The organism is Herbivorax alkaliphila (genome assembly GCF_030848475.1).
Classification (GTDB): Bacteria; Bacillota; Clostridia; order Acetivibrionales; family Acetivibrionaceae; genus Herbivorax.
In genome coordinates this window covers 21,645-44,361 of sequence record NZ_JAVDDS010000021.1, presented here as the reverse complement: position 1 = coordinate 44,361, position 22,717 = coordinate 21,645, and the positions used below count along the sequence as shown (strand labels likewise).

The 22,717-nt window shown below is 30.5% G+C and carries 18 protein-coding genes; 15 read left to right on the top strand and 3 right to left on the bottom strand.

What is annotated here, in order from left to right; all coding sequences use genetic code 11:
- Positions 1–19: 19 nt before the first annotated feature.
- The 8 genes from RBH29_RS09420 (at position 20) to spo0A (ending at position 11,730) form a co-directional block, all read left to right on the top strand.
- On the top strand, positions 20–799 hold the full coding sequence (locus tag RBH29_RS09420; protein WP_306696559.1) for a hypothetical protein: 780 nt from the start codon (positions 20–22) through the stop codon (positions 797–799).
- Between the two features lie 233 nt (positions 800–1,032).
- Positions 1,033–3,888, top strand: a complete 2,856-nt coding sequence (locus RBH29_RS09415; protein ID WP_306696558.1) for a dockerin type I domain-containing protein — start codon at positions 1,033–1,035, stop codon at positions 3,886–3,888.
- A gap of 70 nt (positions 3,889–3,958) precedes the next feature.
- Positions 3,959–5,443, top strand: a complete 1,485-nt coding sequence (locus RBH29_RS09410) for an anti-sigma factor domain-containing protein (RefSeq protein WP_306696557.1) — start codon at positions 3,959–3,961, stop codon at positions 5,441–5,443.
- 66 nt (positions 5,444–5,509) lie between these two features.
- Positions 5,510–6,391, top strand: coding sequence for an NAD(+)/NADH kinase (locus RBH29_RS09405; RefSeq protein ID WP_306696556.1), 882 nt, complete (start codon positions 5,510–5,512; stop codon positions 6,389–6,391).
- Positions 6,381–6,848: an arginine repressor gene (locus RBH29_RS09400; protein WP_306696555.1), complete on the top strand. Its 468-nt coding sequence runs from the start codon at positions 6,381–6,383 to the stop codon at positions 6,846–6,848. The genes RBH29_RS09405 and RBH29_RS09400 overlap by 11 nt, the downstream gene beginning before the upstream one ends.
- A 162-nt stretch (positions 6,849–7,010) precedes the next feature.
- Positions 7,011–8,729, top strand: a complete 1,719-nt coding sequence (gene recN, locus RBH29_RS09395; RefSeq protein WP_306696554.1) for a DNA repair protein RecN — start codon at positions 7,011–7,013, stop codon at positions 8,727–8,729.
- A 420-nt stretch (positions 8,730–9,149) separates the two neighbouring features.
- Complete coding sequence (gene spoIVB / locus RBH29_RS09390; RefSeq protein ID WP_306696553.1) at positions 9,150–10,469, top strand: SpoIVB peptidase; 1,320 nt, start codon at positions 9,150–9,152, stop codon at positions 10,467–10,469.
- A gap of 457 nt (positions 10,470–10,926) precedes the next feature.
- Positions 10,927–11,730 carry a sporulation transcription factor Spo0A gene (gene spo0A, locus RBH29_RS09385; RefSeq protein ID WP_306696552.1) on the top strand — a complete coding sequence of 268 codons (804 nt, stop codon included), beginning with the start codon at positions 10,927–10,929 and terminating at the stop codon, positions 11,728–11,730.
- 115 nt (positions 11,731–11,845) lie between these two features.
- Here the strand turns inward: spo0A and RBH29_RS09380 are convergent, their stop codons facing one another.
- Positions 11,846–12,535: an MBL fold metallo-hydrolase gene (locus tag RBH29_RS09380; protein WP_306696551.1), complete on the bottom strand. Its 690-nt coding sequence runs from the start codon at positions 12,533–12,535 to the stop codon at positions 11,846–11,848.
- 360 nt (positions 12,536–12,895) lie between these two features.
- On the opposite strand from RBH29_RS09380, the gene RBH29_RS09375 reads away from it, so the two are divergent.
- The 7 genes from RBH29_RS09375 (at position 12,896) to RBH29_RS09345 (ending at position 20,804) form a co-directional block, all read left to right on the top strand.
- A complete protein-coding gene (locus RBH29_RS09375) occupies positions 12,896–13,249 on the top strand; it encodes a response regulator (RefSeq protein WP_306696550.1) in 354 nt (117 codons plus the stop codon).
- A gap of 149 nt (positions 13,250–13,398) precedes the next feature.
- Positions 13,399–15,525, top strand: coding sequence for a chemotaxis protein CheA (locus RBH29_RS09370; RefSeq protein ID WP_306696549.1), 2,127 nt, complete (start codon positions 13,399–13,401; stop codon positions 15,523–15,525).
- Between the two features lie 16 nt (positions 15,526–15,541).
- Positions 15,542–16,036, top strand: a complete 495-nt coding sequence (locus RBH29_RS09365) for a chemotaxis protein CheW (RefSeq protein WP_306696548.1) — start codon at positions 15,542–15,544, stop codon at positions 16,034–16,036.
- Between the two features lie 108 nt (positions 16,037–16,144).
- Entirely contained in the window at positions 16,145–16,963 is an 819-nt protein-coding gene (locus tag RBH29_RS09360; RefSeq protein ID WP_306696547.1) for a CheR family methyltransferase, read from the top strand.
- Positions 16,964–16,968: 5 nt separating this feature from the next.
- Positions 16,969–18,015 (top strand): protein-glutamate methylesterase/protein-glutamine glutaminase, encoded by a 1,047-nt coding sequence (locus RBH29_RS09355; protein ID WP_306696546.1) that lies wholly within the window; start codon positions 16,969–16,971, stop codon positions 18,013–18,015.
- 12 nt (positions 18,016–18,027) lie between these two features.
- Positions 18,028–20,337: a response regulator gene (locus RBH29_RS09350; RefSeq protein ID WP_306696545.1), complete on the top strand. Its 2,310-nt coding sequence runs from the start codon at positions 18,028–18,030 to the stop codon at positions 20,335–20,337.
- A 62-nt stretch (positions 20,338–20,399) separates the two neighbouring features.
- The gene (locus RBH29_RS09345; RefSeq protein ID WP_306696544.1) at positions 20,400–20,804 is read left to right on the top strand and encodes a response regulator; all 405 of its coding nucleotides are present in this window, start codon (positions 20,400–20,402) and stop codon (positions 20,802–20,804) included.
- 24 nt (positions 20,805–20,828) lie between these two features.
- Here the strand turns inward: RBH29_RS09345 and RBH29_RS09340 are convergent, their stop codons facing one another.
- Both RBH29_RS09340 and RBH29_RS09335 read right to left on the bottom strand, forming a co-directional pair.
- On the bottom strand, positions 20,829–21,404 hold the full coding sequence (locus tag RBH29_RS09340; protein WP_306696543.1) for a MerR family transcriptional regulator: 576 nt from the start codon (positions 21,402–21,404) through the stop codon (positions 20,829–20,831).
- Between the two features lie 108 nt (positions 21,405–21,512).
- Positions 21,513–22,490, bottom strand: coding sequence for an RluA family pseudouridine synthase (locus RBH29_RS09335; RefSeq protein WP_306696542.1), 978 nt, complete (start codon positions 22,488–22,490; stop codon positions 21,513–21,515).
- Between the last annotated feature and the right edge of the window lie 227 nt (positions 22,491–22,717).

Sequence of the window (22,717 nt, the reverse complement as noted above, 5' to 3'; positions counted from 1 at the left end):
AAGGGAGAGTTTTTACAAAATGAGAAGCGGCCTTTTAAGGCAATTTCCTGAGGAGATAAAGGAGAAAATAGCTGATAACACAATTGAAAGTTATGAACTAAGGGATGTTATATTAAAACTTATTGATAAAAATCCTATGTTTATAATAAGAGCCTATTTAAAAACTGAGGATTTAAGAAATATTTTAGAAGAAAAAGATATAGAGTTTATAAAAAATAAGTTAAAGTCAGTGATAACTTATGAATGGATATATTTTAAATTTAAAAAAAGAATAAAAGAAAAAATGGATATATTTATAAAAGATGTGGCAGAGAATTTTGTGCGTATAATACTATTTGAAAAAAAATATGAATATAATGATAAAACTGACCAAATTGAAGAAGCTGGAGATTATGATATAAACCAGTATCATGAACTTGGAGATTTTTTATGTGAGTTTGAAATAGCATTAGGTAATGATATAGAGGATTTAAAAGATACAGACAACAGTTCCTCATTTCTTTCTAGCATAGCAGAGAACTACATACATGTTATTTTGAAGGATTTACTGATGGACATATATGAAAAAAGAAAAAAAGGCTTTATTGATTTTTTTAAATTAGATAAGAAACTAGAGTTGAGCAATAGGGATTTTGAAGAATTAGAGTATGAAGTTTTTGAGATTTTTAATACAAAATTTCCTATTTTAGACAGGAATAATCCTGTTGGAGCTGGGGAATGGCTGGTTTCTGATGCCTTAAAAATGGATGTGAAACTTTTATATTCATTGGGAAAGGATATTGTTTCAAATAATGCTTAAATATCGAAAGAGTTGATTTTCCGTAATGGGTTGACAGTTTTTTAGATTATAAAATTTGTAGTTACAAATGCTTAAATATGTTATTATTAAGTTAGGAAGGTCTTAGAAATAACGCCCTATTCTTCTCAAGGATAAAATCCTTATGATTTAAAGGATTTTAGGAGGTAAGAAACGGATGTTATTTTTAGCCATTCATTAGGGGAATTATATTTTGATGGGAGATTGTTGGTAAGATGAGGCACAGAGTTTTAAAAAAATTTTTAATCTTTTTTATTTTTTTAGCTTTTATTTTTGTGCAAAATAAATCTAATGATGTAGATGCTACAAACAGTAGTATAGAAAAATCAAATATGCGAGAATTTGTATCAGGATATTCAGAAATTTGTATGGAAAATTATGAGTGGATAAAAGATAATGTATTTAATTTACAGGAAGTAGTTCCTAATGATTTAGCCATAAAAAGATTAAAAGAAGAAAAAGAGAATACAGACGAAATATCTATTTTTACAGTAGATGAGTCAAATCCAGCAGAGCATTCAAAGCAATTACTTCCTTCTGCGGTGGACAACAGCGTTTTAAAATCCTTTCCACCTATAGGTGATCAAGGTTCGTTAGGTTCCTGTGCAGCATTTAATACTACATATTATCAATTAACACATACCATTGCCATGGAAAAAGGATGGGATGTTAAAAATGATTCTGATAACATAAAAAAGTTTTCTCCAAAATGGACATTTAATCTTACAAATGCAGGCCAAAACTCTAGTATGTCTGTTTTTGATTCATATAGGCTTTTTATGGATTCAGGAGCGGCTTTGTGGAGTGATTTTCCATATATAAATGATGACAGTGATCCTCAAAATTATCTTGAATGGCCTACTGATGCACAAATTTGGAGAAATGCCTTAAATTACAGAATTGAAGACTATGGAAAACTGGAAGTTTGGGATGAAAAGAATTCAGATACACCAGTGCAAACTCCAGAAAGTGAAAGCTTGACCCAAATAAAGCAGCTTTTAAATAATGGACATGTTTTAGTGTTTGAAACAAATATTACCGGGTGGAATTTTGATACTGTTGGAAATAATCCATTAAATAATTATGATAGTCCCTTTGAAGGTGAACATATAGCATATGCCAGTGGAAAATCCAGTATGACTGTAGACGGACATGTTATGACTATAGTAGGTTATGATGATGACATATGGGTTGACATTAATGGCAATGGAAAGGTTGATCCAGGGGAAAAAGGTGCATTTAAAGTTGCTAATTCATGGGGAACAGACGAAGTTTTAGAATTTACTAATACTGATTTTACATGGTACTCAAATGAAGGGTTTGTATGGCTGGCATATGATGCATTAAATAAAGTTTCAGCTGTTGAAGACAGTCCTTCTGTGCCCGAAAGAAGAAATGTATGGCGGTATAATAATTATGCCTATTGGATAACTGCAAGAACTGATTATACGCCCAAATTATTAGTCGAGTATACAATGAATACGCCTGATAGATATAATATTAAAAAATTATTTGGAGTTTCAAATTTTAATACATATCATCCAGTATCTATTTTCGATCCAAATTCAATAAATAAATATCCACTTAGATCTATTGGAGAATTAGGATTTGATGGTACTTCAAATGCCTGTGACGCGACCTTTGTTTTTGACCTTACACATTTATATGAGATGTATGATAATCAGTATCTGAATTGGTATTTTAGTATTGTTGATGAAGGTGCAGGAAATGAAGGAGTCTTAAAAGAACTTAAATTTATAGACTTATATAATGAGAAAGAGTATTTTTATGAAGAAGTTATTCCATACAATTTTTCCAATGAGTCTGTAGATTTTGGCCCGGTAAAAATTGAAAAAGATACTTCCAATCTAAAAGAGTGCTTTCTTAATAAAGCTATGCCTATTGATAAACGTTCCTTTCGAACAGCATCATTAAATGACAAAATATATGTAATTGGAGGTTATCAACCTTCAGAAGGCTATGTTAATACTTTATATGAATATGATTCCGATAAAGATATATGGGAGTCAAAATCTGAATTGTCTGGAGAAACTGTAAGTCTTATTTATGCTACAGAGTTTGATGAAGAAATATATACAGTGAGAAAAATTATTAAAGATAAAGAACCTAATGGGGAAATTGAAGGGGAAGAATCTGAAGAAAATAAAAAAATTACAGGAATTATTGAAAAATATAATCCAATGAAAGACCAATGGACTTATTTGAAAGATATTAATTATGAAAATGTAAGAGACATAATAACAGTAAATAACAAAATTTACATTATTGAACACAATGAATTGGAATTTGAGGATGATGAGAATGGTGATGAAAGTAATAATGTGGAAGATGCTAAAGAAATTAGAATTCAAAAATATAATCCTTCCAGCAACACTATAACAACTGTGCTTGAAAAAGATTTTAACTGGCGTTATTTTAGAACAGTTGCTTTAGAGGATGAGATTTATTTTATAGGAGGAAAAAGAGGAAGAGATATATTAAGCGGAATTGGTGAAGGTATGGGAGGATTTAATGTTGATAATGTTTGTATGGCGTATAATACAATAACTAAGGAGTGGAAAGAAAAAACACCTTTACATGAAAACTATACTGCTATGGATACTGTAACATTAAATGATAAAATATATGCAGTTACACGACATCAGAATGGCGTTGGTATTATGTTTTATCATTCGGGTACTGACATGTGGTATAAAAGCGAACTAAATCTCACAAAGAGAAATGGTATAAGGCTAGCTGTTTCAAAAAATAGTATAATAGTTTTAGGAGGAAGAAAAAATGTAACCTCTTTTATTTTACCTGATACCATTTCTGATGCAATAGAAGTTGTTGAAGTTGACAGTATTTTTAAGTACGGAGATGTAAATGGAGATGGTGTTGTAGATTCGACTGACTATATACTAATGCAAAGATATGTTTTAGGTATTATTGACGAGTTTCCAAGTGAAGTGGGGAAACTTGCTGCAGATGTGAACAGAGATGGGGAAGTTAATTCTAAAGACTGTGCCCAGATTAAAAAGTATATTCTTTACATTATTGATGATTTTTAGATAGGCTTAAGAAAACTATTAATTTACTTAGTCTATTTTAATATAAAGTTTTATATAAGAAGGTGACTGCATGGCATACAGCGGAAAGATAATTAAAGTAATAGATGATGAAGCAATAATAATGACAAAGGATTATGAAGTTGTACGAATTAGATTGCAAAAAAGAATGAATGTTGGAGAAAAAGTTTATTTTTTAGCAGAAGATATTATAGTGGATGTTTTTACTTCATCTATTACCAAAAATGAAATTGCATATGACTCTCAAAGAGAAATTAATAAAGAATTTAATATTGATGAAAAAGAGAATAATTATGAAAATAAGAAAACAAAAAAGTTTCTTGGAATAGCTGCAGCTTGTACTTCTTTTATACTGGTTTTTGTTTTGTTTCAATTTTTTATGGGGACAAATGAAAAAGATTATATTTATGTAGATGTTGATATAAATCCTAGTTTTGCCTTTACCATAGATAAAACTGGGGTGGTAAATAATGTTACATCGTTAAGTGATGATGCTATAAAAAAGATTAAAGCTTTGGAGTTAAACAATGTTTTTTTTGAAGATGCGTTAAAAACTATTTTAAAAGACTATAAAAGTAGAGAAAACTCATATGGAGAAGAGTTAATGGTTTTCATCTCTGTGTCATTTAATAATAAAAATAATTATGAGGTAAAACAAGAATTTTTTAATGAATTGTTAAATATAAGTGATATTTTTTATACAGCTGAAATTGAAAATACAAAAATCAAAGCTGTTGTTGTTGATGAAAAAACAAGAAATGAATCCTTAGAATCTAAGGTATCAATGGGGAGATATGTTATTTATCAACAGGCAAAAAGTGAACTGGATATATCACTTGATATAGTTCGTGAAAAAAATATATATGAATTATTAGAAATTGTAGATATTGAAAATAATAATGACGTAAAAAGTATAATTGAAATTGATATGCCAAGGCCAGAACCAACGCCAGAGCCGACACAAAAACCAACGCCAGAACCAACGCTAAAGCCAACGCCAAAACCGACACCAGAACCAACGCCAGAACCAACGCCAGAACCGACACAAAAACCAACGCCAGAGCCAACTCCCATAGAAAATACAATAACAGTTTTGGAAGATTGGGAAAATGGTGATGTTAACAGATGGTATGGGCCAAATCTTAGCGTAACAACTGATTGGGCTGCTTCTGGAGAACATTCACTGAGAAGCAGAGTAAGAATTTGGCACAAATCCAAAATGGTTTTATTTAAGCATTGTAATTTAGACTTTACTGATCAAAAGGCACTGTGTGCAGTGGTAAAAGAAGAAAAATCAAGATTCTATGAGGGAAAGGTAATGGCAAGACTTTTTATAAGAACAGGAAGCAAATGGGAGTGGGCTACTTCTGATTTTGTAGATATTAGTGCATCTGATGAGACTGTTTTAAAATTAGATTTGTCCAAAGTGCCAGATTTAGATGATGTAAAAAGTATTGGAATAGAGTTTTATTTTCCTTCTAAGGGAAAAGGATTAATTGATTTATATACAGATAAAATATATCTTAGTAAAATGTAAACGTTGTACTTTAGTAATTAATTATATATAATTAATTAGAATGATTTTATATACAAGAGGTATTACATGATGAACATAGGTGTTGTTGTAAATGTTAGAAAAGATGAAGATTTAAAACATACTAAAATTCTTTTAGACAGTATAAAGAAAAATGGTGCAAAATATATTGTTTCCGAAAAAATAGCTAAAAACTTGGGTCTTGGAGATAATAATATCAGTGAAGAATCTTTAATTGAGATGTCAGATATTATTGTCTGCTTAGGAGGAGATGGATCATTTTTAAAGACTTCAAGGATGATATTAAAAAGAGATATACCTATTATTGGAATTAATCTTGGTAATTTAGGTTTTTTAGCTGATGTTGACAAAAATGAAATTGATATTGCTGTAAGAAAGATAGTTACAGGTGATTATAACATTGAAAAAAGAATGCTTTTAGAAACTGAAATAATTAGAAACAATACTGTTATTGCAAAAGATGTTGTATTAAATGATGTGGTTGTGTCAAGAGGTGCATTATCTAGAATTTTGCATCTTCGGACGTATGTCGACGAGAATTTCATGGATATGTTTCCAGGAGATGGACTTATAGTGTCTACGCCTACAGGTTCGACAGCATATTCTCTTTCGGCAGGAGGTCCAATTGTACAGCCTGATGCAGGGATTATTATAATTACTCCCATTTGTCCTCACCTTCTCTATTCAAGGTCATTTATAGCAACAAAAGATAAAGTAGTTAAAGTTATAGTGGATGAGGATTATGACCATGAAGCAATGGTCACTGTTGATGGACAAATTGGCTATGAAATTAGAGGGGGAGATTTGATAATAACTAAACAATCATCAAAGGTTATTAAAATGATAAAGATAAATACTAGAAACTTTTTAGAAGTGCTAAGAGGGAAAATTTACGATAGAGGAAAGAAGATGAGACGAAATGAAGTATAACAGACAGGCTAAAATTCTTGAAATCATTGAAAATGAAGTTATTGAGACTCAAGAGGAAATAGCAGACAGATTAAAAAAAGCTGGAATGGATGTGACTCAGGCTACTATATCAAGAGATATAAAAGAACTTAGGTTGATTAAAGTTTTAGCACCTAATGGTAGGTATAAATACGCTCCGTTTTCTAAAGAGGGTAATGTATATCTAAATAGGTTAATGACTATATTTTCTAAGTCGTATGCTTCTAGTGATTATGCAAATAATATTGTGGTTGTAAAGACGCTTCCAGGCATGGCACAGGCTTCTGCATCAGCTATTGACTCTTTGGAATGGGCAGAAATTATAGGCACTATAGCTGGTGATGATACAATAATGATTATATGCAGGGCTGAAAAAATAGCAGAGGAGCTTGTGGACAAATTTAAAAAACTGGCAAAAGTAAGCTCAGATGATGTATAGAATAAATTATTTAGAATATAAGGCAAGGTTTAAATAAAAATTCGGTAGGGCATACCGACAATGCTTTGGAGAGTTTATATAAAGTAGCTCTGTGAAGCAAGAATCTTTCTTCCTTTGGGGAGAGGAGAATATCAATTAAAATAGATAAAGTGAGGTATTACTGTGCTTCGACAATTAGAAATACAAAATATTGCCATAATTGATAAATTGAGCATTGAATTAGGAGATGGACTTAATGTATTGACTGGTGAAACAGGGGCAGGTAAGTCTATTATTATTGATTCAATTAATGCAATTATTGGACAAAGGCTTTCAAGAGACTTAATAAGAACTGGAGAAAACAAGGCATTAGTTGAAGCAATTTTTGAAATAAAAGAAAACCAATTATCGGATTTATTTGAGTATTATGGCATTGAGCCTGAAGAGGACGGTGTTTTGGTAATATCAAGAGAATTTACTAGATCAGGAAAAAATACTTGCAGAATAAATGGAAAAATATCAACAGTTTCAATGCTTAGAAAATTTGGAGAAAGATTAATTGATGTTCATGGACAGCATGACAATCAATCTCTTTTGAGAATTGACAGTCATATTGATTTGCTTGACTCTCTTGCAAATGAGAAAATACTAGATTTAAAGAAAAACTATTTGAGTCATTTAGAAAACTATAAGAAAATTAAAAAGAAAATTAATGACTTGTTAGGAGATAGTGGTGAAAGAGAAAGAAAAATAGATCTTTTGAAATATCAGATAGATGAAGTAAAAAGTGCTAATCTTGAGAAGGGTGAAGAGCAGCAGCTTGAAAAAGAAAAGGATATTCTTTTGAATTTTGAAAAAATAATTAAAGTTTTTTCAGATGCATATGAAGTTTTGGGTTCAGGAAGAAAAACAGGCAAATCAGCTTTAGATATGATTAATGAAGTTGTTTTTGGACTTAATGATATTAAAGACTATGATGAAACATATATTGAAATAACAGAAAGACTTGAGTCACTTACTTACGAACTTGAAGATATTGTTTCTGAAGTAAGGGCAAAAAGAGATAATATTGAGTATAATCCTGCTGCTTTAGAACAGGTTGAAGAGCGATTAGGTGCCATATATAAACTTAAAAAGAAATATGGAGACTCTATAGAAGATATACTTATATATATGGAAAATGCTCAAAATCAATTGGATGAAATTATCAACAATGAAGAAGTATTGGATAAATTGAACAATGATTTAAAAAAGGAAAATGATAGTTTGTACACTCTTGCAAAGAGCATACACCAAGAGAGGAAGAAAGCTGCAAAGCTAATAGAGGATAAAATAAGCTATGAATTAAATGTACTTGAAATGAAAAACACAAGGTTTGAGGTAAGGATTGAATTTGACAAAAGGGAAGATAAAAGTGAAATAAACTATAATCAAAATGGTCTTGATAAAGTTGAGTTTTTAATTTCTACAAATGCAGGAGAGCCATTAAAGCCTTTAGCCAAAATAGCCTCAGGTGGGGAAATGTCAAGAATAATGCTTGCAATAAAAACAATACTTGCTAATGTGGATAAAATGCCAACATTGATATTTGATGAAATTGACATAGGCATAAGTGGTAAAGCAGCACAAAAGGTTGGAGAAAAACTTTCTTTCATATCAAGAAACCATCAGGTAATTTCTGTTACTCATTTAGCTCAGATAGCCTGTATGGCAGATTGTAACTATTATATTCAAAAAATCACAAAAGAAAAAAATACTAAAACAATTGTGACAAGACTTGAGGGGGATGAAATTAAAAATGAAATAGCAAGAATTATAGGAGGAGAAAATATTTCTCAAATAACAATAAAGCACGCAGAAGAAATGCTTGAGTTTTCAAGAAAATTCAAACAAACTTATTAATGTCTAAGATATAATATCCGATTCTCATCGTCTAAAACCCATTAAATCATCGGGATTTTCTCCTTGAAAATAGGGCGTTACTTTTATGGCATTTCTGAAGTTAAAAAAATAAAGAATATCTAAAAATTAGATAAAATAATCTAATTAACATAACTTGAAAGATATTAGCTTATAAATTGTGTTTTAATAATAAAAGTCGGTGGTTATACTATTTTTAAAAGTATGCTGCCGACTTTTTTTAATTAAATTTTTTCTTACATGCCTTACTATAAAATACAGAAAAAACTTTAGATGTAAAGAAGTTATTGGCTGAATAAATAAGATTATAAAAGGTTAACTTAAAGGACAATGAAATGTGATATTTGTATTAAATTTTTTATATATTATGTACGTCATATAATATAGTAGGAGAGTGATTACATGAGTTATTCCAGATTAGCAAAGAATAAATTGATTATCTTTTTGTCAACTTGTTTTATAGTTTTAGCTTTCACATATATAGGAACTGTTTTTTCTCTTCCAAATCAGATAACTCTTTTTGAAAACAAGGAATATACTTACGATTTTAAAAGTCCTTTTTTTGTAAATATTAAACCAGATACTGAAGATATATTGATTTTTGAAAGTAAGGATACTAAGGTGAATAATGGATACTATAGACTGTCTGATCCTATAATGTTTAAACCTCAAAAAATGGGAAGGGTTCATCTTAACATGAGATTGTTTGGTTTTATACCGTTAAAAACAATGCAGGTGGATGTAGTACCAAACAGAGAAGTTATTGCATGCGGAAACACTATTGGAGTAAAAATAAATGTTGAGGGTCTTTTAGTTTTGGCATTATCAGATTTTGATACATTAGATGGAAAAAGTGTGCTTCCTGCCAAAGAGGCAGGGATTAAACCAGGAGATTTAATTGTTGAAGTAAATAGAAAACCTGTAGATAGTATAAGTGGACTAATTGAGTATTTAGATAAATCTAATGGAAAAAACATTCATGTAAAATACAAAAGGGGAAACAGTTATCACAATACAAAAATAAGTCCTGCCATGTCGTTGGAGAATAGAAAATACCAATTGGGAATGTGGCTTAGAGATAGTACAGCAGGAATAGGAACTTTAACATTTTATGATCCTGAGACAGGGGGATTTGGTGCATTAGGTCATGGAATTACTGATATTGATACAGGAATACTTATGCCTTTAGATGAGGGAGAAATAGTAGAATCAAGTATTTTAGCAGTTAAAAAAGGAAGGCAAGGAGAACCAGGAGAACTAAAAGGGATACTTATTGAAGACAGGGATGAATTAGGCCGTATAAATAAAAACTGTGAGCAGGGGATATATGGTACATTGAACAAGAATATATATAATGATTTTTCCAATAAACTATATTCTATTGGTTTAAAAAATGAAATTAAAACAGGATCAGCATCTATAATGTCAAATATAGATGGAAAATCAGTAGAAAAGTATGATATAGAAATTCAAAAGATATCTGGAAGAAATACAAGTGGTTCAAAAGGAATGATAATAAAAGTTACAGATAATAGATTATTAGAAACTACAGGAGGAATTGTTCAAGGAATGTCAGGAAGTCCTATTTTGCAAAATGGAAAACTTGTTGGTGCTGTAACTCATGTATTAATAAATGATCCGACGAAAGGATATGGCATATTTATTGAAAGTATGATAAAGAACATGGACTCTTTAAATACAAACCTTAAAAAAGCAAGTTAAAAATAAGTGGTTTATTAGCTAAACGAGTTCACTTGTATATTTCCTATTTTTAAGGCCTATTTCCTAAAAATAAATAAATAAATATTTTTATTTTATTATTTATTTTATATCCTTAAAACATGTTTAAATAGGCTATTGTAATGCTAGGGAAGAAAAAAAACAAAGTAATATATTGGCATATTTGCACAAACAAAAAAATGATGGTAAATAAAGCCTTGAAATTTTGTCGAATAGACAATATAATAAACCTGTAAATACTTGTAACAATTTTTAAGGAATAGATTAGTAATAAAACCCATTTTAGAGGGAGAGATTTTTTTAATAATACAAGGCTAAGGAAGGAGGAATACTAACGGTATTTTGACTTGCTAAAAAGAAGTAATATTGATAAATAGCCAATTCAAAAATGGGAGTTTATTATTTGTTTATTCATAACTAAAGACAAGGGGGAGTCAAATTGTCACAAAAAAAAATACAGGTGGTAATCGCTGATGATAACAGGGAGTTTGGAGATATTTTACATGAGTATCTCAGTAATCAAGTTGATATTGAGGTGGCAGGTGTTGCAAGAGATGGAGTTGAAGCTTGTGATCTTATAACAACTAATCTTCCGGATATTGCTATATTAGATATCATTATGCCTCATTTAGATGGATTGGGTGTATTAGAAAGAATTAATTCTATGGATATAAGCAAAAGGCCTTTATTTATAGTTCTGTCAGCTGTAGGACAGGATAAAATCACCCAAAGGGCTTTAGCCTTAGGTGCTGAATATTATGTAGTAAAACCTTTTGATATGGATGTTTTAGTTTCTAGGATAAGACAACTTAAAAATGTTGCTCAGTCCAATGTTATAAAGTCCGGTTATCAAGGTGAAGACTTAGCTCATAATGCTCCAAAACCAATGAATATTGAAGCTGAAGTTACAAATATTATGCATGAAATTGGAGTGCCGGCACATATCAAAGGATATCAGTACTTACGAGATGCAATAATGATGGTAGTAGAAGACCTTGAAGTCATTAATTCTATCACAAAACAACTATATCCATCAATTGCAAAAGAATATAATACTACTCCGAGCAGGGTGGAAAGGGCTATAAGGCATGCAATTGAAGTTGCTTGGAGCAGGGGGCAGGTAGATACAATTGATTCACTTTTTGGATATACAATAAATATTGGAAAAGGAAAGCCCACTAATTCGGAATTTATAGCAATGGTAGCAGATAAGTTGAGACTTGAAATGAAAGTAGCAAATTAGAGTTTATTTTTAGATAAACTTATTTGTCTGCCTTTCTTGAGAATTTGCTTGGGAAAGGCAGAATTTATAGGGTGGAGTAAAAATTTTTCTCAAAGCTCAAAAGTGTAAGTTTTGTTTACTTTACAAGTGAAACGACATTGAATCCAAGTTTTTTGGCATAGAGCGTATCAAAGTCTTTGTCTATATGCATGCAATATATTTTATGTCTTAGTTTAGGATAGATAGCTAAGGCTAGGTTTCCAATATATAAGTGGGGATTGCCAGGGTAGTCTAGGCTGCAAGTATCCTGATACATTAAATCAATATCACCATTTTGAAGACCTTTTATTGCAAAAGAACTTACACTGTTTGAGTCGCCACTATAAAAAATTGACTTGTTGTTACCCTTTATATAAATACTATAGCAAGGTATGGTGTCAACATGAGAAGCAGGAAAGAAAAAAAGCTCAACATCTTTTGTAACTTTTAGGTTATCTGAAATTTCATAATAATGTTTTCTTATACCCTGACAATCAAAAAATGATGTTATGAGAGGAATATCAGGGAAAATAATTTTAAGTTTTTTTCCTAAAATGTAATAAGAGTATAAAGCAAACTCACCTAAACTACCTACATGATCAGGATGGGTATGTGTAATTGCAATAAAAATATTAGTTACATTATTTAGAATTTTTAAATCAACTAATTGTTTAAAAGCTGTACTGCCACAATCAATTAAGAACAAATCATTTCTAATTTTAAAATATGCACATGTATTGCCTAAATCAGTATTAAAAGCACTTCCTATACCTATAAAGTTTAACATTTTTAAACCTCGTCGTTATTTAAATTTTTTTTAAAATTCCATTAAAGTTGCATATTTAGATAAAGCTAAAGGAGTTTGACAATTATACCCTTTAGGACGTTTTTATATAAATACTTGGTTTATTATAGTATAATAAAATTAATTAAAGATTACAAATAATTTTTTTTTAAGCACTTGATTTAATTTAAAAAAAATGTGATAATATTATTATGAGTTTTTAAATAAATCCAATTAAGTATTTATTTAAAATGATTTTCGCAATGTTGAAGAAATTCTGGGATTCAAATCATAATGTAATTTCAAAAGTAATGTGTTTCGTTGGTATAATTTAATAAATAATATTAATGGAGTGTGACGTCGATGAAAAAGGTACTTGTTGCTGACGATGCAGCTTTTATGAGGACATCTTTAAAGTTAGTGCTTGAGAAGAATGGATATGAAGTTGTTGGAGAGGCAGAAAATGGAATGGTTGCCTTTAACAAGTATAAGGAAATTAGTCCTGATATAGTTACTATGGACATAACTATGCCAATATGTGATGGAATAAGAGCTGTCAAGATGATAAAAGAATATGACAAAAATGCTAAAATAGTGATGATTTCCTCAATGGGACAGGAATGTTTTGTGAAAGATGCTGTTTTAGCAGGAGCAAAAGGATTTATAGTAAAACCATTTAAAGAAGACAAGGTTTTGGAAGCTATTAAAAAGCTTTAATAGTAGTTCAGGTATAGGATTTACTGACATGAGTGAACTTATCTAGCTTAAAGTTACATAAGGTAGTTTTAGGCAGAATCTTAGATTGTGGACTTGGAAAAATCTCATCTTTGTAGTATTAATAGTTTGCATTTAAGGAGTGGTGTACATTGGCAGATAATATGAATCATGAGCCTATGGTGGAAATGTTTGTATTTGAAACTTCTCAATTAATGGATGAATTAGAACAATCGTTAATAGATAGTGAAAAAGAAAGCGGATTTGACTCAACTATAGATGAAATATTTAGAATTATGCATACTGTTAAAGGCTCGGCAGCTATGATGATGTATGATAACATTTCGTCTTTAGCACATTCAATTGAAGATTTATTTTTTTATCTTAGAGAAGAAAAGGTTGAAAGTATTGATACAACAGCTATTACAGACATGGTGCTAGATGGAGTAGATTTTATAAAAAATGAAGTTTCCAAGATTCAAAATGGCTTTGACCCGGATGATAATGCAAATGAACTTATAGAAAAAATAAAAGAGTTCCTTTCTTCTTTAAAAGAGAAAAACTCAAATAGTGAATCAAAGTCTGATTCAGTAAAGCCTGATACAGAGAGTGAAATAGAAGAGAAACAACAGTATTATATAAGTTCAAAAGATGCTAATGATGTCACATATAACTTTAAATATGAAGCATATTTAACGTTTGTAGAAGGATGTGATATGGAAAACATAAGGGCATTTTCTGTAATTCATGATTTGCAAGAAATTGGAGAAGTTATCTGCTCTTATCCAAAGGACGTTATAGAAGATGAGAATGCATGTGAAATAATTCAAAAAGAAGGTTTTAAAATTGAATTTCAAGCAAATTTAAACTTAGAGGAAGTTAAGGACAGGCTTAATCATACACTTTTTCTAGACAAACTAGAAGTGTGTGTTAAAAATGATGATTTTATAGATTCTATTCAGACTGATGAAAGTGAGAATTCTTTAAAGGATAAAAAGGAAATAGATTTAGGTGATTTAGAGATAAAAGATGAAAAGGTGTTATCTGAAAATAAACCAGAAAAAAAGAAACTACCTAAAGAGATTAATAAAAATAAACCAGTTAATAAAAATATGTCATCGGGAAAGCAAAGTGTAATTAGTGTAAATATAGGAAAGCTCGATGCACTTATGGATTTAGTTGGAGAGTTAGTTATTTCAGAAGCTATGGTAACACAAAATCCTGAGTTAAAGGGACTTGTTTTGGATAGTTTTCACAAAGCTGCTAGACAGCTTAATAAGATAACTAATGAGTTGCAGGATGTAGTAATGTCAATAAGAATGGTTCCTCTAGCAACGACTTTTCAGAAAATGAATAGAATAGTACGTGATATGAGTAAAAAGTTAAATAAATCCGTTGATTTAAAAATAGTAGGAGAAGAGACTGAAGTTGATAAAAATATTATTGAAAGTATATCAGATCCACTTATACACCTCATTAGAAACTCTATTGACCATGGAATAGAGGAAATAGAGGAAAGGGAGAAGAAGGGAAAATCCTCTGCAGGAAACCTTGTTTTAGAGGCGAAAAATGCTGGTGGAGATGTGTGGATAATTATAAAAGATGATGGTAGAGGTCTTAGCAGGGAGAAAATACTCACTAAGGCAAGGGAAAATGGACTTATAAAAAAACCAGAGGAAGAACTTACCGATAAAGAAGTTTATTCCTTTATACTTAAGCCTGGCTTTTCTACCAAGAAAGACATATCAGAATTTTCAGGTAGAGGCGTTGGAATGGACATTGTAATGAAAAATATTGAAAAGGTAGGTGGGACTGTTTATATTGACAGTACACTAGGAGAAGGCACTACAATATCTATTAAATTTCCATTAACTTTAGCTATAATCGATGGAATGACAATTAAAGTTGGAGATTCTAGATATACAATACCTACAATATCTATTAAAGAGTCTTTTAAAGTTAAAAATGAAGCTGTTATTAAAGACAGTACAGGCAATGAAATGATAATGGTAAAAGGAGAGGCCTACCCTGTTTTAAGATTACACAAATGCTATAAAATAAATACTCAAATAACCGATATTAATGATGGAATAGTTATTATGGTTGAAAATGATAACAGGACATATTGTATTTTTGCTGATGCTTTATTAGGAGAACAGCAGGTGGTTGTTAAGGCATTGCCTAAATACATTGAAGATGCAAAAGGTATCGCAGGTTGCACACTTCTAGGTGATGGCAGTATAAGTCTTATATTAGATATTTCAAAATTAATGAAGTAAACAAGGAGGTAATAATATGTCAGAAGTGTTAGAAAACATTTTGGATTATGAAGAAGATACTCAAAAAGGAAAGCATTTAACATTTGCTATATCCAGCGAGATATACGGAATAGAAATAAAATATGTAACCGAGATAATAGGAATACAGAAAATAACAGAAGTACCTGAGATGCCGGACTATGTAAAGGGAATTATAAACTTGCGCGGGAAAATAATTCCTGTAATAGATGTAAGGCTCAGGTTTAAAAAAGACCCACTAGAATACAATGATAGAACTTGCATAGTTGTGGTGGAAATAAAAAACATTTCATTAGGACTTATTGTTGACAGCGTGTCTGAGGTGGTGGCAATACCAGAAAGTGATATTGTACCTCCTCCTGATTCAAGTACAGGTTTTAAAAACAAGTATATTAAAGGTATTGGCAAAATTGAAGATGAAGTTAAGTTGCTTATTGACTGTGAAAAACTTGTTAATGACGAAGATTGTGAGAAATTGGTTAATGCTTCATAAAAAAGCAACTTAGATTATTCTAGGTTGCTTTCTAAAGTTTGATATCCATGGATGTTATTTTTTGGTGAGTAGTTAGGTGTTAAAAAATAAATATTATGGTGATTGTTTATGATAAATATTTCAGATAAAGAATTTAGTTATTTATCTACATATATTAAAAGCAACTATGGAATAAATTTAAGTGAAAAGAAAAAAACTCTAGTAGTTGGGAGGCTACAAAATATTTTATTACAAAACAATTTTAGTAGTTTTTCCCAATACTATGAGTATGTAATTTCTGACAAGACAGGGGAAGCAATTACAAACCTAATAAACAAAATAACTACAAATCATACCTATTTTATGAGAGAAGCTGATCATTTTGAGTTTTTCAGAGAAAGAGTGCTTCCCTTTTGGGAAAAATCATTAAATAATAAGAAGGACTTAAGAATATGGAGTGCAGGGTGTTCTAGTGGAGAAGAGCCTTACACCTTAGCAATGATTATGCATGATTACTTTGGAGAAAATAAGCCTTTTTGGGATACACGAATTCTTGCAACAGATATATCAATGAAGGTGATAAAAGTAGCAAAAGAAGCAATTTATTCTGATGAACAGGTACAGACTGTTTCAAAAATGTGGAGGCAGAAATATTTTAAAAGAATTGATGATGCTAACTGGATGATTAGAGATGTTATAAAGAATGAGATTGTATTAAGAATATTTAATTTGATGAACAAATCATTTCCCTTTAAGAAAAAATTCCATGTAATATTTTGCAGAAATGTAATGATATATTTTGATAATGAGACCAAAAGAAATTTAATAAATAAATTTTATGAGTATACTGAGTCAGGTGGATATTTATTCATAGGTCATTCAGAATCAATAAACAGAGGAGAAACAAACTACAAATATATTATGCCAGCAGTGTATAGAAAGGAATAGATAACGTGAAAACTATAAAGCCTAGTTTGAGAAGAAAAATTAAAGTTTTGATAGTTGATGATTCTTTAGTGTTTAGAGAACGACTTGCAAGAGGCTTGGCTCAGGACGCTTCCATTGAAGTTGTGGGAACAGCTCCAAATCCTTATGCAGCAAGGGATAAAATAATTGAATTTCATCCAGATGTAATGACACTAGATGTTCAAATGCCCAGAATGAATGGAATTGAGTTTTTAAAGCGTCTTATGCCTCAATATCCTATACCTGTTGTGGTAGTAAGTTCTGTTAGTGAAAATGTTTTTGATGCTCTAAATGCTGGTGCAGTTGATTTTGTTACAAAACCAGATTTGCAAAGACAATTGGGAATTGATTCTGTTATAAATGAATTGATTATAAAAATAAAAATTGCTTCAGCGGCAAAGGTTGGACATTGGAAAAAAAATATTTCATTGGATACAACTATAAGGGGTACAAAAAGAAACAGTGAAAATAAAATTATAGCAATAGGTGCATCCACAGGAGGTACTGAAGCGATAGCAAGCATTATCTCTACATTTACAAAAAGCATGCCAGGTACTGTCATTGTACAGCACATGCCTGCTGTATTTACAAAAATGTATGCAGACAGACTTAATAACTCATATTTTGTAGATGTAAAAGAAGCAGAAGATGGAGATCATATCTACCCAGGAAGAGTTTTAATTGCGCCTGGAGAACATCAGATGAAACTAAAAAAAAGCGGGGGCATTTATTTGGTAGAGTGCTTTAAAGGTTCAAAAGTAAATGGACACTGTCCCTCAGTAGATGTATTGTTTTCATCTGTTGCACAAATAGCAGCAAGAAGTGCTGTGGGAGTAATTTTAACAGGTATGGGAAGTGATGGTTCAAAAGGGCTTTTAGAGATGAGAAAAAATGGAGCAAGGACAATTGGTCAGGATGAGAAATCCTGCGTTGTTTATGGTATGCCAAAAGTGGCCTATAATATTGGTGCAGTAGAAAAACAGGAGACTTTAGAAAAAATACCACAGGCCATACAACGATTTCTGGAAAAATGAGGAGTCTTTTTGATGAATAGGGATTTACATATAAAAGCACTTAAAAAAGAACTGGAAAAATTAGAAATCACTTTACAGAGCATAGGAGATGGGGTAATTACTACAAGTTCTGATGGCAGTATTACTATGATGAATAACGTAGCAGAAAAACTAACAGGTTGGTCAGCTAAAGAGGCAGAAGGCATACCTATCAGTGAAGTTTTTGTGATATTTAATAAAGATACTAAAACTCCCTTAGAAAGTCCATTTGTATCTGTATTAAAAGCTAAAAAGCCAGTTGGATTAAAAAAAGACACTGTACTTATTTCGAGAAAAGGAAAAGAAAGTTATATTTCTGCAAGCAGTGCTCCTATTGTGGACTCCCAAAACAAAATAAAGGGAATTATAGTTGTATTTAGAAATATAACCAGAATTAAAAAAGCTGAAAAGCAACTGGCAAACGAAAAGAAAAACCTAAAGGAAATATTTGATTCTGCTCCAATTGGAATGGTTATTGTTAATAAAAAGTATGAAATAGTAAAATTAAATGAATCAGTGCTGGAAGTTTTAAAAGGTGATAGAGACAATGCAAATTATAAAAAAATTGGAGAAGGAATAGCTTGCATTAACAGTTCTGAATTGAGCGTAGAATATAAAAATAAAGGTGAATGTAAAAATTGCAAAATCATCAAAACAATTGACAGTGTATTTAGCACAGGTCAAGCTATTTATGGAGTTGAAGTTAAGCACATAGCATTGGTTGATTGGGAGAAAAAAAGATTTTGGATTAGACTAAATGCTGTTCCTTTAATTATGGATGAAGAGGAATTTGTATTGGTGACACTTGATAATATTACTGAAAAAAAAGAAATGGAAAGAGTTATAAAAAGAGCAAAAGAAGATGCAGAAGCTGCAAACAAAGCTAAAAGTGAATTTTTAGCAAATATGAGTCATGAAATTCGCACTCCTTTAAATGGCATTATAGGTATGACAGAGTTAACTTTAGATACTAATCTTGATAATGATCAAAAAGAAAATGTTAATATAATTAATTCATGTGCCCATATGCTTTTAAATGTAATAAATGACATTTTGGATTATTCTAAAATAGAGGCAGGGAAGATGACTTTAGAAAGTGTTCAATTTAATATTGTTAAACTTTTAGACGATGTATGCAAAACTCATATGGTAAAGGCACATAAAAAAGGACTTGAATTAAGTTACAGAGTGGATAGAGATTTACCTAAAATTTTAGTAGGGGATTCTAATAAAATTTTACAGGTACTAAACAATTTATTATCTAATGCTATAAAATTTACTGATTATGGTGAAATTGTAGTTACAGTTGATGTGTTAGAGAATTCTAATAACAAAATAAAGCTAAGATTTGCAGTTTCGGATACCGGTATTGGAATTTCAAAAGAAGATGTAAAAAAACTTTTTGTCAGCTTTAGTCAGGTAGATGGTTCAATTACTAGAAAATATGGAGGAACTGGACTTGGACTTGTAATATCTAAAAGAATTATTGAAATGATGGGTGGAAGTATTTGGTTGGAAAGTGAGAAGGGAAAGGGAAGTATTTTTTATTTTACATGTGAATTGGTTAACGAAAACAGAGGTCATTTTAAAACATATCATTGTAATGATAAAAACAACAAAGAAGTAAATAAAATGCTTGACATTCTTATTGTTGAGGATGACGAAGTAAATCAAATAGTTTTATCAAAATCTATAAGGGATGAAGGACATTTAATTAGCATTGCAAGCAATGGAATTGAGGCATTAAAATTATTTAAGGAAAAGCACTTTGATTTAATTTTAATGGATGTGCAGATGCCTAAAATGGATGGAATAGAAACCACTAGAAGGATAAGAGAGCTAGAAAAAGGTATAGGAAATCATGTTCCTATAATAGCCATTACTGCACACGCATTAAAAGGCGATAAAGAAAAATTTCTCTCTTGTGGAATGGATAGATATATACCCAAGCCTGTTGAATTTGAAGAATTATTTAATACAATTAATGATATCTTTGGAGAAGAGAAAGAAAATAATTTAAAGGAAAATACAATCTCAAAAGACCAAGTGCCTAGGCAAGTGGAACATGTGAAAGTTAATCATTTAAGTGAGAGGAGTATGGAAAATTATATAGAAGACTTAGAAAAAGCTCTTTATAAAATGGACAAAAAACTAATTGAATCAACTATAATTAAAATTAAAAGTATGGTAAAAAAGACAGAAGAGAAAAAAATTTCTTTTAAAATGTTGCTTTTATCAAGAAGAGAAAACTACAAAGAACTTAAAGAATATTTAAAGAAACTAAAAGAAAAGTTAGAACTATAAACAAAGCTTTAAAATAGGCCATTTATTTGGTTATTACTATATAAAAGAAAGGGGTAAATACCATGAAAATCCTTATTGCAGAAGATGATTTTGCTTGTCGGAAATTTTTGTACAAATTTCTCTCTTCATATGGAGAGTGCGACATTACAATTGATGGTGCAGAGGCCATTGAAGCTTATATGATGGCGTTAGATGAAAAAGAACCTTATGACTTGATTTGTTTAGATATTATGATGCCTAAGGTAGACGGGAAAAAGGTTCTTAAAACAATAAGGGACATTGAAAAGCAAAAAGAGATTAAAGAGGCTGAAAAAGTAAAGATAATTATGACCACTGCACTAAATGATAAAACAAATGTATTTGACTCATTCGAGGATGGTTGTGAAGCCTATGCAGCAAAACCAATTGACACAGATAAGTTTATTCAAGTCATGGAAAGACTTGGTTTAAAAAATGAAAAGCGATAGGGGCGATTAATGCCCTTTTCGCACTTAAACCTTTTTGAAAAATTTTTTGCTAAGCTTTTTAAAAAATCCACCACTGTTTTTTTCACGCCATATTCCTATAGATTTATCAACATTTTGAAAGTGCTTGTCCATTTTGCTTTCAAACTTTCGCATGTTATTTTCCACACAAGCTCCAAGTTCAAGTTTGGTTTTGTTAAGTTCAGCTGTAATGTCATCTTTAGCAGTTGTTACTGTTAGTGAAAAACTATCTGTAAGCTTTTCACTAAAGTCTTGGAAAAATTTTTGAATTTCTAATGAATTATTTTTCCCATCTATTCGAGTAAGAGAATTAGAGTTGTTTTCTTCTGAAGGTTTTGGAGCTATTAATTCTATTTCAGGTTTAAGTATTTTTTTGATTGCTTTAATTTCTAGACCCTCATCTCGCATGTTTTTTATTTGATACATAATGTTTGCAACGTCTGGGGTATAATATCGTCTTCCTCTTTTGTCCTTGGGAACATACATATTAAATTCTTTTTCATAATATCTCAGGGCATGATCTGTTACACTAAGATTTTGGCTTAATTCGGTGATAGTATATCGATCTTTTAATACTTCCATCAAAATCCCTCCATTAGATACTTGTTTATAATAATAAGTTTTAGAACTTTTATTTCAAAACAAGTACTATAATAGCACCAATTAAAAATAGTGTAAATGAATAGAGCGTTATTTTCTCAATATTTCCTTAAGCTTTTTAATGTCATAAGGAAGAGGGGCAGTTAATTGAAGGAGTTTTTTAGTAACTGGATGAATAAAAGCTGCTTTTGATGAATGAAGTGCCTGTCTGTCTATGAATACACTCTCTTTTGAAGGAAAGTCTTTTGAGGTAATAATACAATTTTCTAAAGGAAATATTTTTTTCTCAGAGAGTGACAAATTTTCATTTTGCAAATTGTTGTAAAGAGTATCACCTAAAAGAGGGTGTCCAAAAGACTCACAGTGAACTCTTATTTGATGAGTTCTTCCAGTTTCTAAGACAAAACTTAAAAGTGTAGCATTTTTAAGATGCTCAATAACTTTATAATGGGTTACCGACGGCTCTCCATTTGAAGAAGTACATCTTTCGATTATACTCCCAGGCTTTCTTGATATTGGAAAGTTTATAGTTCCATGAGGAGTTTTAACTAAACCATTTACTATTCCCGTATATTCTTTGTAAAATGAATTGTTATTCATCTGCTTTATCAAAAAATCCTGGGAAAAAGAATTTTTTGCAAATATAATAACCCCAGAAGTATCTCTGTCTAATCGCATAACAGGTCTTATTTTACGCAAAACTTTATTTTTTGCAAAATGATAAGAAATTGCATTTGCCAAAGTTCCTTTAGAGTGGTTACAGGTAGGATGTACAATAACTCCAGGCTGCTTGTTTAAGGCTATTAATGCTTCATCCTCATAGATGATATTTATTGGAATGTCTTCAGGTATTACCCCTTCTGACTTTTCTTCAAGATTCATATCAACTTCAATAATGTCATTTTTATTTATAATTTTGTTAACAAACACTGATTTGCCATTTAAAAATATTTTGTTTTGATATTTTAACTGACGTATCAATTTTTGAGAAAATTCCAGTTTATTTTTTAAAATATACTTTACTGTTTTGCCTGAAGATTCAGTATCAACACTATATTTGAAATTCATTTTAATCACCAGTTTAGTTGTTTTCTAATTTCTAACATACTACAGCTATATATTTTTTGCTATAATATCATTATAACAAAAAATATATAGCTGTAAACTGCCTAACATTAATGTTATATGTATTAAAGGTGAAGAACAATATTCCAGAAACGTGGTACATTTAGTTTGTTGTTGATATGGAAAAAAAGTTAATATATAATTAATAGATGGAGTTTTTCTGTTATATA